The sequence below is a fragment of the Priestia sp. FSL W8-0524 genome (assembly GCF_038005965.1).
Taxonomy (GTDB): Bacteria; Bacillota; Bacilli; order Bacillales; family Bacillaceae_H; genus Priestia; species Priestia zanthoxyli.
On record NZ_JBBOUG010000001.1, the window covers coordinates 673318 to 690181 of the forward strand.

The 16864-nt window shown below is 37.8% G+C and carries 16 protein-coding genes; 13 read left to right on the forward strand and 3 right to left on the reverse strand.

The genetic code is table 11. The features are described from left to right. The first annotated feature begins 30 nt into the window (after positions 1 to 30). A complete protein-coding gene (locus NST66_RS03370) occupies positions 31 to 1374 on the forward strand; it encodes a 5'-deoxyadenosine deaminase (protein WP_028412202.1) in 1344 nt (447 codons plus the stop codon). 491 nt (positions 1375 to 1865) lie between these two features. Next, the gene (locus NST66_RS03375) at positions 1866 to 3191 is read left to right on the forward strand and encodes an NCS2 family permease (RefSeq protein ID WP_016763224.1); all 1326 of its coding nucleotides are present in this window, start codon (positions 1866 to 1868) and stop codon (positions 3189 to 3191) included. A 74-nt stretch (positions 3192 to 3265) separates the two neighbouring features. On the opposite strand, the gene NST66_RS03380 is transcribed toward NST66_RS03375, so the two are convergent. Continuing rightward, positions 3266 to 3817 carry a shikimate kinase gene (locus NST66_RS03380; protein ID WP_033578182.1) on the reverse strand — a complete coding sequence of 184 codons (552 nt, stop codon included), beginning with the start codon at positions 3815 to 3817 and terminating at the stop codon, positions 3266 to 3268. A 117-nt stretch (positions 3818 to 3934) separates the two neighbouring features. After that, entirely contained in the window at positions 3935 to 4108 is a 174-nt protein-coding gene (locus tag NST66_RS03385; protein WP_080754382.1) for a YvzF family protein, read from the reverse strand. A gap of 199 nt (positions 4109 to 4307) precedes the next feature. On the opposite strand from NST66_RS03385, the gene treP reads away from it, so the two are divergent. The 7 genes from treP to NST66_RS03420 all read left to right on the forward strand — a co-directional run bounded on the left by treP (position 4308) and on the right by NST66_RS03420 (position 12306). Then, positions 4308 to 5771, forward strand: a complete 1464-nt coding sequence (treP, locus tag NST66_RS03390; RefSeq protein ID WP_034269744.1) for a PTS system trehalose-specific EIIBC component — start codon at positions 4308 to 4310, stop codon at positions 5769 to 5771. Positions 5772 to 5786: 15 nt separating this feature from the next. Next, the gene (gene treC, locus NST66_RS03395) at positions 5787 to 7472 is read left to right on the forward strand and encodes an alpha,alpha-phosphotrehalase (protein WP_098626032.1); all 1686 of its coding nucleotides are present in this window, start codon (positions 5787 to 5789) and stop codon (positions 7470 to 7472) included. Positions 7473 to 7559: 87 nt separating this feature from the next. After that, entirely contained in the window at positions 7560 to 8276 is a 717-nt protein-coding gene (treR, locus tag NST66_RS03400; RefSeq protein WP_028412210.1) for a trehalose operon repressor, read from the forward strand. 355 nt (positions 8277 to 8631) lie between these two features. Continuing rightward, the gene (gene pxpB / locus NST66_RS03405) at positions 8632 to 9354 is read left to right on the forward strand and encodes a 5-oxoprolinase subunit PxpB (protein ID WP_033578185.1); all 723 of its coding nucleotides are present in this window, start codon (positions 8632 to 8634) and stop codon (positions 9352 to 9354) included. Continuing rightward, positions 9344 to 10342, forward strand: coding sequence for a 5-oxoprolinase subunit C family protein (locus NST66_RS03410; RefSeq protein WP_340843058.1), 999 nt, complete (start codon positions 9344 to 9346; stop codon positions 10340 to 10342). Before pxpB ends, NST66_RS03410 begins: the two co-directional genes overlap by 11 nt. 11 nt (positions 10343 to 10353) lie before the next feature. Then, complete coding sequence (locus NST66_RS03415; protein ID WP_034269755.1) at positions 10354 to 11109, forward strand: LamB/YcsF family protein; 756 nt, start codon at positions 10354 to 10356, stop codon at positions 11107 to 11109. A 9-nt stretch (positions 11110 to 11118) separates the two neighbouring features. After that, entirely contained in the window at positions 11119 to 12306 is a 1188-nt protein-coding gene (locus tag NST66_RS03420) for an NRAMP family divalent metal transporter (RefSeq protein WP_033578187.1), read from the forward strand. A 42-nt stretch (positions 12307 to 12348) separates the two neighbouring features. On the opposite strand, the gene trhA is transcribed toward NST66_RS03420, so the two are convergent. Next, positions 12349 to 12999: a PAQR family membrane homeostasis protein TrhA gene (gene trhA, locus NST66_RS03425; RefSeq protein WP_013055671.1), complete on the reverse strand. Its 651-nt coding sequence runs from the start codon at positions 12997 to 12999 to the stop codon at positions 12349 to 12351. Between the two features lie 382 nt (positions 13000 to 13381). On the opposite strand from trhA, the gene NST66_RS03430 reads away from it, so the two are divergent. From NST66_RS03430 to NST66_RS03445, 4 genes are all read left to right on the forward strand, one after another. Further along, positions 13382 to 14020, forward strand: coding sequence for a DUF1643 domain-containing protein (locus tag NST66_RS03430; RefSeq protein WP_217916040.1), 639 nt, complete (start codon positions 13382 to 13384; stop codon positions 14018 to 14020). Between the two features lie 101 nt (positions 14021 to 14121). Then, the gene (locus tag NST66_RS03435) at positions 14122 to 14541 is read left to right on the forward strand and encodes a hypothetical protein (protein ID WP_016763238.1); all 420 of its coding nucleotides are present in this window, start codon (positions 14122 to 14124) and stop codon (positions 14539 to 14541) included. 464 nt (positions 14542 to 15005) lie between these two features. Further along, the gene (bluB, locus tag NST66_RS03440; protein ID WP_013055676.1) at positions 15006 to 15659 is read left to right on the forward strand and encodes a 5,6-dimethylbenzimidazole synthase; all 654 of its coding nucleotides are present in this window, start codon (positions 15006 to 15008) and stop codon (positions 15657 to 15659) included. 168 nt (positions 15660 to 15827) lie between these two features. Further along, entirely contained in the window at positions 15828 to 16862 is a 1035-nt protein-coding gene (locus NST66_RS03445; RefSeq protein ID WP_340843059.1) for an AI-2E family transporter, read from the forward strand. Positions 16863 to 16864: the final 2 nt, after the last annotated feature.

Consider the following 16864-nt stretch of genomic DNA (forward strand, 5'->3'; position numbering starts at 1 on the left):
ATAGATGTTACGAAAGAGGGGAAAGAAGGTATGACGCACACATTAATTAAAAATGCAGAGATTATTACGATGAATGAGAAGAATGATATTATTTACGGTGACCTTTATATTGTTGGAAATCGTATTGCAGCCATCGGGAAAAATCTGCATCCGGAAAAGGTAGATAAAGTCATTGACGCAGCAAATAAAACGATTGTGCCGGGCTTTATACATACTCATATTCATTTATGTCAAACTCTTTTTAGAGGGCAAGCAGATGATTTAGAGCTGCTAGACTGGCTAAAGAAGAAAATATGGCCGCTTGAAGCTTCGCATGATGAAGAATCTATCTATTATTCAGCACTGTTAGGGATCGGTGAACTCATTCAAAGCGGGACTACAACAATTGTCGATATGGAAACTGTTCATCATACGGACTCTGCTTTTCAAGCTATATCTAAGAGTGGAATCCGAGCTCTTGCAGGAAAAGTAATGATGGATAAAAAAGGCGACGATCTGCCAAAAGCTCTGCAGGAGACAACGGCTGACTCGATTAAAGAAAGCGTAGAGCTGCTTGAAAAATGGCATAATTCAAATAACGGTCGTATTCGATACGCATTCTCCCCAAGATTTGTGCTGTCGTGTACGGAAGATTTGCTGCGTGAAGTGAGCCATTTATCAGCTGCCTATAATGTTCATGTCCATACTCATGCTTCTGAGAATCAAGAAGAAATTCGCATTGTAGAAGCTGAAACGGGTATGAGAAATATCATGTACTTAGACCATTTAGGATTAGCCAATGAGCGCCTTATTTTAGCGCACTGTGTGTGGCTAAACGATCAAGAAAAGCAAATTATTAAGAATCAAGGAGTAAAAGTCAGTCATTGCCCAGGCTCAAACTTAAAACTTGCATCGGGAATCGCAGATGTGCCCAGTTTATTAGAGCAAGGTGTATTTTTAAGCCTTGGCGCTGATGGTGCTCCTTGTAATAATAATTTGGATATGTTCAACGAAATGAGGCTGGCCGCTACGATTCATAAACCCTCTTACGGACCAACAGCCATGAATGCAAAACACGTGCTCGAAATGGCTACAATCGGCGGAGCGAAAGCAGTTGGGCTTGAAAAAGAAATCGGAAGTTTAGAGGTTGGGAAAAAAGCGGATCTTGCCATTTTAAATTTAAATCAGCTTCATACTTTTCCATCTTACGGCGTAGACCCTATTTCCAGAGTTGTGTATTCAGCAACGCGAGGAGATGTAGAACTAACAATGGTTGACGGTGAAATTGTGATGGAGAATCGCCAGTTAAAAACCATTGACCAAGGAATTGTGCTGAAAGAGGCAAATCATTCGATAGATCGTCTTTTAAAAAGAATTCCACTTTTAATTTCGTAAGATGTAAAACGAAGAAGAGGCTGGGATAAAAGTATTTTAACAAAAGTAAAACTCGAATTATTAATCGGAGTTATTGATTAATAATTCGAGTTTTTTGTTGTCAAGGTGAACGTAGGTTTCATCTGTTTAGTTGCTTCTAGCTGTTGATTGAAGGACAAGGCGTAGATTCCTGCGATTATTCCATTTATTTGTCTTTAGAATGGATTTATTTAGTTATGTCTCAATCTCTTTTTTGTATAAATGAGTAAAAAGAGTAATCTTGCAACAGACTAAAAAGATAAGAGAAATAAATTTTCAAAATTCCAAACTAACGGAAGATAAAAATTTTTATAATGATAGCGTTTTCCACCTTTGCATATCTACAAATTAAGACTATAATAGGACAAAAGATTTTACTTTGAAACGTAAAATCCTCCTAAATCGTGTCCTTTTTAGGACATTTGAATAGGTAGGATTTTTTATTTTTTTTTAGAAGTAGGGAGGCGCGCGTGTTGGAGCGTAACGGAATATTAGAGCGCTTGTTTAAACTATCAGAGCGCAACACAACACCAAAACAAGAAATACTAGCAGGACTTACAACTTTTATGACGGTCAGTTATATGGTAATCGTCAATCCCATTATCATGTCTGACGCGGGTATCCCTCGAGAAGCGGCTCTTGCAGCTACCATTTATGCCATTGTATTTAGTACGTTGCTGATGGCTCTATGGGCAAACTTCCCGATTGTAACCGGTCCAGGGATGGGTTTAAATGCGTTTTTTACGTATTCAGTAGTATTAGGACAAGGATTGTCATGGCAAACGGCACTTGGAGCAGTTTTTATATCCGGGGTCTTATTTTTTGTTTTAACGGTAACAGGAATACGCGGAAAGATTATTGATGCCATTCCGAACGTATTAAAGTCTTCAATAGCAGTTGGAATTGGTCTTTTTGTTGCGTTTATCGGTTTGAAAAACGCTGGATTAGTTGTGGCAAACGAGTCTACTTTTGTAGGGCTTGGAAATGTCATGGATAAAGGCCCGTTACTTGCTATTTTTGGGCTGATATTAGCAGCTGTACTGATGGCTAAAAATGTAAAAGGTGCTCTTATTATAAGTATTTTTGCTACGACAATATTAGCAATGATTGTAGGAGTACAAGCAGTTCCTCATTCTCTGAAAGACGTCTTTTCAGCTACGCCGCCAAGCGTTGGAGAAACATTCTTTCAAATGGATTTAAAGGGTGCAGTTGCCTACGGCATTTTTTCAGTTGTATTTTCTTTCACCATCGTAGAATTATTTGATACGCTAGCGACATTGATTGGACTATCTAAAAAAGCAAACTTAGTAGATAAAAACGGTAAAATTCCAGGTTTAAATCGCGCGCTTGCAGCAGATTCAATTGGTACAATGGCGAGTGCTATTTTTGGAAGCACTGCGCTAAATACGTATATTGAAAATGCAACAGGTATTGCAGAAGGAGGGCGTACCGGCTTAAAGGCATTAACGGTTGCCATCTTATTTATATTTACCTTGTTTTTTGCACCGCTTATTCAATTTATCCCAAGCGTTGCTACTGCTCCAGCACTCATTATTATTGGTTCGCTTATGCTAAGTGACATTCGAAACGTTAACTTCGACGATTTCACTGAAGTTGTTCCCGCTTTCTTAACAATTGTCATGATGCCGTTAACCTACAGCATTGCAGAAGGGTTAGCATTCGGCTTCATTTCATACACAGCGATTAAACTGTTTACAGGACGCCATCGCGAAATTCATTGGATGATGTATGTAATCACCATTGCCTTTTTTATCAATTTTTATATGAGTTCCCATTAGGAATGAAAAAAGACGTAGCATTAAGCTACGTCTTTTTTTGTAAAGGCTTGTTGAGGGAACAAACCTTTATTTCATTAAGGTTGATAAATATCCCAAGCTGTTTTTAATGAATCAACGATATAGTTAGCTACTTCTTCGATATCCAAATTATCAGTTTCAACTTTTGAATGGTGGTTTGAGTAGATAGCTTGACGGTCGTAAAATAGCTTTTCAATATCTTCTAAGCTTCTTCCTTGTAAAACAGGACGGCTATCAATGATCAAACTAATGCGTTCTTTCCAAGAATCCCAAGACAAATCTAAAAAGAATACGATGCAGTTAGATAAACAAATCTCTTGAATTTCTTCTTGTAAAAAAGCGCCTCCCCCTAAAGAAATGATTTTTAAGCGCTGCTGTGAAAGTCGACTTATTACTTCTTTTTCTTTTTGTCTGAAGAAAGTTTCACCGTGCTCTTTAAAAATCTGAGAAGTAGGCATATTAAATTCTTTTTCGATTTCTTGATCTATATCAACAAAATCTCTATACAATTTTTTGGCAACCATTTCTCCAATAGTTGTTTTTCCTACCCCCATAAAGCCGATAAACACAATACTTTTCTCTCTAAGAGATATGTCGTTATATGCCATTTTTAAGCCTCTTTCTGATTTTTAAATACAAATCGGATGTTATAGTAAATACTGAAATTATAATATAAATCCTTTAGTTTGTAAAAGCTACTATTCTTCTCTGAAATAAAGCAGAAATTATTTTTTAGGATGCATAGAAAGATACACCCGAGTATCTTTTTTGTGCTCATATTTTGGATTAGCGCTTCGCGTATATTCTTTTGACTGATGTTCTATATGGTAGTTCTGTTCAAATTGTTTGATTGCTTCATTAATTTCTTCTTGTGTTCCCATTAATCTTACTTGCAGCATTGTAATGTCTCCTTCCATACACTTTGCTTTTTGACTATATCATGAAATGAAAAAGAAGTAATTTTATTTTTGTTGACGAACTTGTATATACAGGTTAGAATAAAAACACAAAACTTGTATATACAGGTTTGTGGTGAGATTTATATGGGGGATAGGAGATATAGGAGTGAAATGAAAGCGGAAACAAGGGGGAAAAGACATGAATCGAGAATCTGTTGAACGCATTGTAGAAGCCGTTGGCGGAAAAGAAAATATCTCTGCTGCAACGCACTGTGTAACGCGCCTTCGACTTGTTTTAAAAGATGAAGGTAAAGTCAATCAACGTATGCTAGATGAGCACGAATTAGTAAAAGGATCTTTTTCTACAAACGGCCAGTTTCAAGTTGTCATTGGTCAAGGCACGGTGGATAAAGTATATAAAGAAATGGTGGCGCTTACAGGTATAGGCGAGCTATCAAAAGAAGAAGTGAAAAACGAAGCGGCTAAAAACTTAAATCCGCTGCAGCGCGCAATAAAAACATTAGCTGACATTTTTATTCCTATTTTACCGGCCATCGTAACCGCGGGTTTATTGATGGGAATCAATAATGTACTAACAGGAGCCGGAATTTTTTACGATGATAAATCAATCGTAGATGTTCATACACAGTGGAAAGACTTCGCAAGCATGATTAATTTAATTGCGAATACGGCTTTTGCCTTTTTGCCAGCTCTTATTGGGTGGTCAGCTGTTACGCGTTTTGGAGGAAGTCCTTTATTTGGAATTGTCCTTGGGCTCATGCTTGTACATCCTGACTTGCTAAATGCTTGGTCTTACGGAGAAGCATTAAAAAAAGGAAGTATCGATACGTGGAATTTATTTGGCCTGCATGTTGAGAAAGTAGGCTATCAAGGACAGGTTTTACCCGTATTAGTCGCTTCATTCGTCTTGGCAAAAATCGAATTATTCTTACGAAAACGCATACCGGATGGATTTCAACTTTTGATTGTAGCACCTGTAGCTCTTTTAGTAACAGGGTTTCTCGCTTTTATTGTAATTGGTCCAATTACATTTGCAATAGGAAATGTTATTACAGATGCAGTTGTATGGCTGTTTAAAACGGCTCCATTTATTGGAGGGCTTGTATATGGAGGTTTATACGCTCCTCTTGTTATTACGGGCATGCACCATACATTTTTAGCCGTAGATTTACAGCTGATTGGAAGCGTGGGAAGTACGTTTTTATGGCCAATGGTAGCATTATCGAATATTGCACAGGGCTCTGCGGCTTTTGCGATAATGGTTCTTTCAAAAGATGATGAGAAATTAAAAGGATTATCTTTAACGTCAGGGGTTTCAGCGTGGCTTGGCATTACGGAACCTGCAATGTTTGGTGTGAATTTGCGTTTTAGATTTGCTTTTATTTCTGCAGTGATTGGTTCAGCTATTGCCGGTGTTGTCATATCTGTAGCCGGAGTGAAAGCAGCGTCGGTAGGAATTGGGGGTATACCAGCTCCGTTATCAATTGTTCCACAGAGCTGGCCGCCTTTTATTATTGGAATGGTCATCGTAATCGTTGTGCCGTTTCTTTTAACGTTAACGCTCGGAAAGCTTCAGAAAAAATCAACCGTTACATCAACGGTCGCGGGTACAGACTCATTTCAACATAATTCTAAGAATTAAATGGTGGTGTTAAAGATGCAAGAACCTTGGTGGAAAAAATCGGTTGTTTATCAAATTTATCCAAAAAGTTTTTATGATACGACTGGAAACGGCGTGGGTGATATAGCTGGCATTATTGAAAAGCTAGATTATTTGAAAAAGCTCGGGGTAGATGTTCTGTGGCTAACGCCAATTTATAAATCACCGCAGCGGGATAATGGATATGATATAAGTGATTATTTTGTTATTCAAGAAGAATACGGAACAATGGAGGATTTTGATCTTTTAGTAACAGAAGCGCATAAGCGGGGTCTTAAAGTCATCATGGATATTGTCGTTAATCATACATCAACTGAACATGAATGGTTTCAAGAAGCTAAAAAATCGAAAGATAACCCGTACCGAGATTTTTATATTTGGAAAGATCAAAAAGAAGATGGAAGTGCTCCGACGAATTGGGTTTCAAAATTTGGGGGATCCGCGTGGGAGCATGATAACCTCACAGAACAATCGTATCTGCATTTGTTTGATGTTACGCAAGCGGATTTGAACTGGGAAAACGAGCGTGTGCGCCGCAGCGTGTATGATATGATGACGTTTTGGTTTGAAAAAGGAGTAGATGGATTTCGTCTGGACGTTATTAATTTAATTTCAAAAGATCAGCGTTTTTTAGATGATGACGGTTCCGTTGCACCAGGAGATGGCCGGAAATTCTACACCGACGGTCCTCGCGTGCACGAATATATGCGGGAAATGAATCAAGAAGTTTTTTCAAAATATGATAGTATGACCGTTGGAGAAATGTCGTCCACAACCGTTGACCACTGTATTCAGTACTCTCATCCGGACCGACGCGAGCTTAGTATGACGTTTAATTTTCATCATTTGAAAGTCGATTACCCGAATGGAGAAAAGTGGGCCCTAGCAGATTTTGATTTTATTAAATTAAAAGAGATTCTATCAACTTGGCAAACGGAAATGAATAAAGGTGGGGGATGGAATGCATTATTTTGGTGCAACCATGATCAGCCTCGCGTTGTTTCACGCTATGGAGACGACGAACTCTATCATAATAAATCTGCTAAAATGCTCGCTACAACGATTCATTTGATGCAGGGAACGCCTTATATCTATCAAGGCGAAGAAATAGGTATGACAAACCCGAAGTTTTCCTCTATTGATGAATATAGAGATGTGGAGTCATTAAATGTGTATGAAATAAAACGTGCACAAGGAATGGACGAAAATGAAATTTTGGAAATTTTAAAACATAAATCAAGAGATAATTCCCGTACACCGGTGCAATGGAACGATAAGCCGAATGCAGGTTTTACAAAAGGAAAGCCATGGATTCATCCGGCCGATAACTACCGTAAAATTAATGTAGAAAAAGCGTTAGAGGATAAAGATTCAATCTTTTATTTTTATCAAAAGCTTATTGCACTGCGCAAGCAGTACGAGATTATCACCTATGGAAACTATGAATTGATTCTTGGAGAAGACGAGCAGATTTTCGCTTATATCCGAAATGGAGCAGATGAAAAGCTGCTCGTGATAAACAATTTCTACGGCAGCGAAACAGCCTTTGAACTGCCAGAAAATCTAACTTTTGAAGGATATCATAGTGAAATATTGCTGTCTAACTACGAAGATTCACCAAAGGAATTCAAGCGAGTCTTACTTCGGCCGTATGAATCAATCGTGTATCATTTAAAAAAATAGAGAAAAAGCGAAAAGAACGATGGGTGACAATCTATCGTTCTTTTTATACAATTGGGTATATATAGAAAGTAAAATAGGTGATGGCAATTGAAAGAAAATAAATTTATCAGCATTTACGAACAGTTAGTCGATAAAATTAAACGCGGTGACTGGCGTCCTAATACAAAACTTCCTTCTGAAAATGAGCTTGTTGAACAGTATCAAACGTCTCGTGAAACGATACGGAAAGCGTTAAATTTACTCTCGCAAAATGGGTACATTCAAAAAATGAAAGGAAAAGGTTCTTTTGTATTAGACGTATCACGCTTTGATTTTCCAGTATCAGGACTTGTTAGCTTCAAAGAAGTCGCGGAAAAGCTAGGACATACGTCGACTACTATTGTAAAAGAGTTTGAATTAATCAAGGCTGATCAAGATTTGTGCACACAGCTTGGCGCAACGAAAAAAGATCTCATATGGAAAGTAGTTCGAGCACGTGAAATCGATGGAGAAAAAATTATTTTAGATAAAGATTTTTTTCATAAAAAATATGTTCCTCACCTCACAAAAGACATATGCAAAGGCTCTATTTATGAATACTTAGAAAAAGATCTTGGGCTGAAAATCAGCTTTGCTAAAAAAGAAATTTCCGTTGACGAGCTGACGGACGAAGATAAATGTTACTTAGATTTGAAAGACTATGAACATATTGTGGTAGTAAGAAACTATGTGTATCTAGAAGATGCAAGCCTTTTTCAGTATACGGAATCACGTCATCGTCTTGATAAGTTTCGTTTTGTGGATTTTGCTCGCAGAGGTATATAATGGTTCACTGCCCATGAGTTTTTCCTTTTTGTAGATGTTTACAAAAAACTGCTTTGGTATAAAAAACAAAGCAGTTTTCTTATGAGGAAAACTGAAAAAACGTGATCCTTTTGACGATAAAATTCTAAAAAGGTTGAATTTTTATTTAGAGTTTGTTTTAGTAGAACATAAGATTATTTTATATTTGTATAATGTTATTCATACGGTATACAGATTTATTGATCTTTTTTTTATTAGATATATAAGAAAATGTTATTTGAAAATGATAACTTCATTAGTAATTCTAATAAAACTGTCTAACTACAGCATTAAAGGGAGCTGCTCAAACAATACTAAGTAAAAAGGAGGAGACGGAATGAGTAACGATTATCGACTTTATCCTCTTGGTGATAGCGGCATTGTCGTTTCATTTGGAGACGAAATTAATTTCGGTATACATAAACGTATTCAGCAATTTACTGAGGTGCTAGAGCAATCATTATGTAAGGGAATGATTGAATATGTACCGGCTTTTACGACGGTTACAATCTATTATGATCCTTGGATAATGAGTGAAAAAGGAAGAAGAAATCCTTACACAGCAATATCTACATATATTGAAGAACTACTTTTCCACCAGGAAGAAAAATCTGAAGCGGTCGCTAGACAAATTGACATTCCGGTGTGTTACGGAGGAAAGTACGGCCCGGACTTAGAGAGAGTAGCTGCTTTTCATTCATTAACGCCTGATGAAGTTATCTCCATTCATACAAACGGAGAATATTTGGTGTATATGATAGGCTTTGCTCCTGGTTTTCCTTATTTAGGAGGGATGAGTGAAAAAATTGCGACTCCAAGGAAAGAATCACCGAGAAACAGCATCCCAAAAGGGTCAGTTGGCATCGCAGGAATGCAAACCGGCGTGTACCCAATTGAAACACCTGGAGGATGGCAGTTGATCGGGCGTACTCCTCTTACACTATTTAACCCAGAAAAAGACTCGCCAAGCTTACTTCAAGCAGGTGATCGTATCCGATTTGTTTCCATTTCTGAAACGGAATATGAAGCACAAAAGGAGGTGGATGAAGATGAGTATTAAAGTGATGCGTCCTGGTTTATTAACAACGATTCAAGATATCGGCAGACATGGATATCAAAAGGACGGCATGATTGTCAGCGGGGCAATGGACAAAGTTGCTTTAAGGATTGCCAACTTATTAGTAGGAAATCAAGAAAATCAGCCGGTTATTGAAATTACGTTAATGGGACCAAAAATTGAATTTCAGCAAGATGCTTTAATTGCCCTGACAGGAGGGGATTTATCGCCAACTGTTAATGATGAAGCCGTAAAGATGTGGCGGCCTTTATATGTGAAAAAAGGGAGCGTGCTGCAGTTTGGTGTTCCGACTTTAGGTTGCCGTTCTTATTTATCGGTTTCCGGTGCCTTTAACGTTCCTGCAGTTATGGGAAGTACATCTACTTCGCTTCGCGCTCGGATAGGAGGGCTGCACGGTAAAGCATTACAGTCAGGAGACGAAGTATTAAGCCATCCTCCTACAGAAATAGGGGAAGCAATTATAAAGAAACTGGTGAAAAAGCAAACGGACCGCTCTTTTCAGCAGGCTTTTTGGACCATTCATCCTAAACTTCTTCCTTCATACGAGACGCCTATTATCCGCACAATGAAAGGTGCGGAATTTGATTGGTTTACGAAAGAAAGTCAACAACATTTCTTTAATCAAGAATTTGACGTTACGCCGCAATCTGACCGAATGGGCTATAGGCTAAAAGGGAAGAAACTAGTCCTTCAGCAGGAAAAGGAGCTGCTTTCTAGCGCTGTGACGTTTGGTACAATTCAAGTACCAAAAGAAGGACAGCCCATTGTTTTATTAGCAGATCATCAAACGACAGGAGGATACCCTAGAATCGGGCAGGTAGCAACTGCCGATTTTTCGGCGCTGGCACAAGTTTCTCCAGGGCAAAAGGTTTCTTTTCAATTCGTTTCACTGGATGAAGCGCAGTATTTATATATGGAGCAGGAAAAGAAAATCAATCATATTAAAAGAGCACTTCGAATGAAAATATAAGGGGGAAGAAAATGGCTACCGTTGATTTGAACTGTGACTTAGGGGAGAGCTTTGGGAACTATAGATTAGGAAATGATAAAGAAATTTTACGCTATGTAACGTCAGCAAACATTGCTTGTGGCTTTCATGCCGGAGATCCTTCGGTTATGAGAGAAACAGTAAAGCTGGCTTTGAGTGAAAATGTGGCGATCGGCGCGCACCCCGGATTGCAAGATTTAGCTGGATTTGGACGTAGATATATGAAAATTACGCCTCGAGAAGCTTATGATTTGATGGTGTATCAAATGGGGGCTCTTTCAGCTTTTATACGTGCAGAAGGAGGGGCCCTTCATCATGTGAAACCTCATGGCGCTTTATATAATATGGCTGCAGGGGATCGAGACATAGCTAAAGCTATTGCTGAAGCTGTTTATAATGTTAGTGAGGAAGCTATTCTATATGGTCTTGCTGGAAGTGAATCGATTAAAGCTGGAAACGAAATCGGCTTGCGTACGTCTCAGGAAGTATTTGCAGATCGAACCTATCAACAGAACGGCATGCTGACGCCGAGAAACGTTGAAAACGCCGTGATTCAAGATGAGAAAGCAGCTATTTCTCAAGTAATTAAAATGGTCAAAGAAAAGAAAGTATTCACTGTGCAAAATGAAGAGATTCCGATTCAGGCAGATACCGTCTGTATTCATGGAGACGGTGCACATGCTGTTGAATTTGCCAAAGCTATTTGTGACAAGCTAAAAGAAGAACAAATCATTATTCAACCACAATGAGGTGACATCATGAAAAAAGAACGCAACTGGAGCGTGCTCCTCGGAGCAGCATTTTTAATGGCTACTTCAGCAGTGGGTCCAGGTTTTTTAACTCAAACAACTGTCTTTACACAAGCTCTCGCCGCAAGTTTTGGTTTTGTCATTTTACTGTCGATTTTATTAGACATTGGCGTTCAGCTAAACGTATGGCGTATTATTGCCGTCTCAGAAAAAAGAGCACAGGATATTGCTAACAGTGTTTTCCCAGGTCTCGGTTTATTTATTGCTATTTTAATTGTAATCGGAGGCTTAGCATTTAATATTGGAAATGTAGGAGGAGCGGGTCTTGGCTTCAATGCGCTATTTGGTATTTCTCCTAAAGTTGGTGCAGTTATTACAGCCATTATTTCTATTGCCATCTTTTTAGTCAAAGAAGCCGGAAAATTAATGGATCGTTTTGCTCAATTAATGGGCGGAATATTAATTATTTTAATGGTGTATGTTGCGGTTTCTTCCGCTCCGCCAGTAGGAGAAGCGGTATCTAAAACATTTTGGCCGGATCACATTGACGTAATGGCGATTGTTACTCTTGTAGGAGGAACGGTAGGAGGATATATTACATTTGCAGGAGGTCACCGTTTATTAGATGCAGGAATCAAAGGAAAAGCCGCGATTCCGGAAGTAACAAGAGGAGCAGTATCCGGCATTACGATCGCTTCGATCATTCGAATTTTTCTATTTTTGGCAACATTAGGTGTATTGAGTCAAGGGTTAAAACTGAATCCCGATAATCCACCTGCCTCTGTTTTTCAGTTAGCCGCAGGGGATATTGGCTATAAATTATTTGGTGTCGTCATGGCAGCAGCGGCTATCACTTCAGTTATTGGTTCGGCATATACATCGGTTTCCTTTATTAAATCCTTCAGCAAAAGGATTGAGAAATATGAAAACTGGATTATCATTGCATTTATTACGATTTCAACCCTGGTTTTCTTAACGATTGGTCAGCCGGTCACGCTGCTCATTTTAGCTGGAGCATTAAATGGGTTAATCTTACCTATTACACTCGGTACAATGCTTATAGCGGCTTATAAAAAGAAGATAGTAGGGGATTACAAGCATCCGACTTGGCTTACCGTTTTTGGCGGTTTTGTGGTCGTTATTATGGCTGTGCTAGGAGTCTATACGCTTGTGACTCAAATGGCAAAACTGTGGTAAGAAATTCTATAACCAATTAAAAAAGGGCCAGAAGGCCCTTTTTTAATTGGTTATAGGCAATACATATAAAATGATTGCTAAAAAGTGAAGTACGGTTCCGCCAAGAACAAACATATGCCAAATCATATGGTGAAAACGAAATCCTCGCCATACGTAAAAAACGGCTCCGATTGTATACAACACGCCTCCAACTACAAGAAGGACAATTCCTTGATGGGCAATGTTTTGAGTTAACGAATCCCACGCAAACACAATCATCCATCCCATAAATACGTAAAGAATGGTGGAAATAAAAAGGAATTTCTTCACAAAAAAAGCTTTGAATACAATTCCTGCAAGAGCGATGCCCCATACAATTCCAAAAAGTGTCCAGCCGGTGGTTCCTTTTACTGCGATAAATAAAAATGGAGTGTACGTACCGGCAATAAACAAATAAATAGAAGAATGGTCAAATATCTCAAAAAGATCTTTTACCTTACCTTCCGGAAAGCTATGGACAAGCGTAGAGGAGACATAGAGAAGCAGCATGGTTACTCCGTAAATAGTAAAACTGATAACATGCCAAGGCGTTCCTTCTAACGAAGAAAGTACGATTAAAAGCGTTAATCCCACAATGCTGAGTACGGCTCCAACGCCGTGTGTAATCGCATTTGCAATTTCTTCTCCTCTTGTAAATGTGTGTGTAGTAGCCATTTACAAAATCCTTTCTTTACACAAATTTATCTTCTATTTTCTCAGAGGATCAGTTTTGAACATACCTGCTGAGAAAAAATCCGTAACGGTCAAAAACATGAGTGAAAAGTTCATTGGTTATTTCTTTATTATAGACCATTCTTTTGATTTTATCTATTTTGACTGGAGGTCCGAAAAGAGTAAAGATATATATGTGAATGTTCACTAGCTGTAAAAAGCATGTATAGAAGAAAAAAATGCTTTTTGAAAAAATGGCAGAAAAGTTGTCATGAAGGCATGATTTTGAAATACATATAAAATAAAACTTTTAACAGTCAAGGTTACGATTACTGCTTAGCTCATTTGCAATAGATAAGTAACAAGATTGTAAGAAGGCAGGGGGATGGAAGCAGTGAAAAAAGAAGTTATTTTTGATGAAACAGGCACATACAAATATTCTCTATTATGCAAATGGAGTGAAGTAAACGAACGTAAACTTACGTTTATCTTGTCCTTTCCAGAAAATACGTATGAATACAGCGATGATACAGCTGTATCCAAATGCATAGAACTGGCGCAAAAGTGGGGATTTGGAGTCTTAGAAATCGTTTATTTATTCAGCTATCAAACCGATCATGTTTCGTTTTTACGCATGCTTTCAAAAGAAGAAGCTGTTGGAACAAGAACAGGTGAATATATTCAAAAAGCTGTGGAAGATGCTGAACTGGTTGTGGTAGCTTGGGGTGATCATGGAAGCATTTATAACCGGCAAGAGGAAGTAGAACGCTTTTTGAAACACAAGCCGGTATACTGTTTTGGAAAAACGAAGCAGCAATTTCCTCGCCATATTTTATCCGTCGTGCACCGTACAGAATTACAGAAATACGAAGTGCCGGCTAATCGTGAAGAGTCAGAAGAAGTTTCTTCGTTTATTGAAGACATAGATCAAAGTTTTGGTGGAGAGGATTATTCTCCAATTAAACAACTAACAGAAGAAGAACCGCTTATGTTTATTGAAGACATTGCCAGTATGTATCGATAAAGAGAAAAAGCGAGGTTTATATTCCTCGCTTTTTCGTTAGTATAAAACACCAAGTTTTGTCATATGGTTGTATCAAGAAGCGTGTGTGAAGGGGGAACTTTATGAAGTTGAATGAAGTACTGCACCGCATCACAACTATTTACAATGAGTTAGAAGAAGAGTGCTTTCAATATATAGGGACTGTGATCAATGAAAATGCAGAGCTGGATATTTCTCGTCTAGAAGAATTAAGTACGCTGTTAAACTTCGTATACGAATGCTCGCAGGATGTATTAGTAGGTTCTATTTTAACAAAATTGGATTATGGACAACCCATTTATCAATTTGCTATGTTAAAGCCTATTTCCCTTGAAGGAAATGAAGATAAGTTAGATATTTTATATGAAGAAAAGGTAAAAGTAGAAAGAGCGATTCTAGATGTGTATACAGCTCAGCGAAAGAAGTTATTGACTCAAGCAGCCGAAGACTTAAAAGAACTGCACTACGAGCTGCAGACCTACGTGTATGCTTGCAACATATAAGTGAATCTGTTGAAATAGCAAGGCATATATACAAATAAAAAGGAACATGTTAGGATAAGTAAAAAGAACTCCTAATCAAAGAGTTCTTTTTATTGTAAAATATATGATTTTGAACTAGTCAAGCATAAAGACGGTGGTAATGGCAGTTACCCTTTTCTTTGTGCTTTTTTTATCCGATTGTGTTGATGATGCTGCTTACTGCGTTAAAAAAGTTCATAAGTACCTCGTTTAGCATGTAATATGCCTCCTCTCTTACTCAATATGTACAATCAAATTATCCAATTGTGTTAATGATGCTGCTTACCGCGTTAAATAAGTTCATTAAAACGTCGTTGAACATGTTTGCAACCTCCTTTATGATAGATTCATATAGTAATACGAGAAAATATAAAGTTTAGATCACATTTTTTTAATATTTTTTTAGAAAAATAGTTAAAAAAAGAGTTTAATGGAGGTTGAAAAAGATGAATTCGTTTACAAACGACGAAAAGCAAGCGGTATACAAAGCGATTTACGGAAGAAGAGATGTACGCACATTTTTGTCTGATGAGATTCCGAATGAAACGGTTTATAACATTCTACAGGCTGCTCACAGCGGACCTTCCGTCGGGTTTATGCAGCCTTGGAATTTTATATTAGTATCTGATACAGAAGTGAAAAATAAACTTGCCTGGGCAGCAGATAAAGAGAGAAGAGCACTGGCTATTCATTATGAAGGTGAAAAGAAAGAAGATTTTTTAGAGCTAAAGATTCAAGGATTAAAAGAAGCGCCGTTAACTATTTGCGTAACGTGTGATCCAACAAGAGGGGGCTCTCATGTTCTCGGAAGAAACTCAATTCCAGAAACTGATATGATGTCAACTGCGTGTGCGATTCAAAATATGTGGCTTGCTTCATATGCAGAAGGACTGGCAATGGGATGGGTAAGTTTTTATAAAAAAAATGATGTACGTGACATTTTACATATTCCTCCTCATATTGATCCTGTAGCGCTCATGTCAATTGGCTATACAGATAAATACCCTGAGAAACCAATCTTAGAACAAGCTAACTGGGAAAAAAGAAGGGATTTAGACAAGCTAATTTATCATAATGTATGGGAAAATGAAAAAGAATAGCGGAGAGAAAATAAAGACATACTAAAAAGCGCTGAAATATAGTAAAATTTGAATATTAAATGATACACTATATATAGCGAAAGCGGATATGAGCGTCTAGCGTATCCGTTTTATTTATATGTATACAAATGACTTGGGAAAAAGAGAGATAGGAGAATTGAAGGTTTCATGAATATTGCAAGAAGTTGGCTTCACAACAAACTTACTGTTCGCATCATTACGCTTATTATTATTACAGTTTTACTTGTCAGCATTAGAAGTATGCTTCAGCTGCTGTTATTTACGTTTATTTTTACCTTTTTAATTGGTCGTCTTCAACAAACGTTAAGAAGAAAGCTTCCGCTTAATTCAACGCTTATACTCATCGTCATCTATATCGCACTGATTGGTGCTCTCGGTATTGTAGGATATGTATATATCCCGGTTATTATGACGCAAGTTACTGAGCTTGTACAGAAGCTGATGTATTTTTACAAGCACCCCCCTGATAATACATTCGTCACCTATATTATCGATAATCTAAAGAGATTCAAATCACCAGAAAATATTCAGCAGAATATTGATTTAGTATACAGCTATTTATCTAATATTGGAAAAGTAAGTGCACAAGTTTTCTTAGCACTCTTGTTAAGCCTATTCTTTTTACTTGAAAAGTCGCGGATTCACCGATTATTTGTCCAACTGGAACAATCTAGGCTGGGCTGGTTTTTCAAAGAAGCTGGCTATTTGGGGAGAAAATTTGTTAATTCCTTCGGCAAGGTAATAGAAGTTCAGTTTATTATCGCTTTTGTGAACAGCATTTTATCCGTTATTGCCCTATGGGTGTTAGGGTTTCCTAATTTGCTTGCGCTTGGCGTTATGGTCTTTCTACTAGGGCTAGTGCCGGTTCTTGGGGTATTTGTTTCACTCATTCCGCTTTGTACAATCGCTTACAGTTTAGGAGGCGGTGTAAAAGTACTATCTGTGTTAATTATGGTGGTAGTACTTCACGCACTTGAAAGCTATGTATTAAATCCAAAGCTTATGTCATCTAAAACAAACTTGCCAACATTCATTACGTTTATCATTTTAGTATTTGGTGAACATTTCTTGGGCGTATGGGGGCTGATTCTTGGTATTCCTATTTTTATTTTCTTTTTAGATCTCGTAGGAGTAGATTCATCACAGCAGCTGTCAAAAAAAGAAGAGACTGGGACAAAATGATT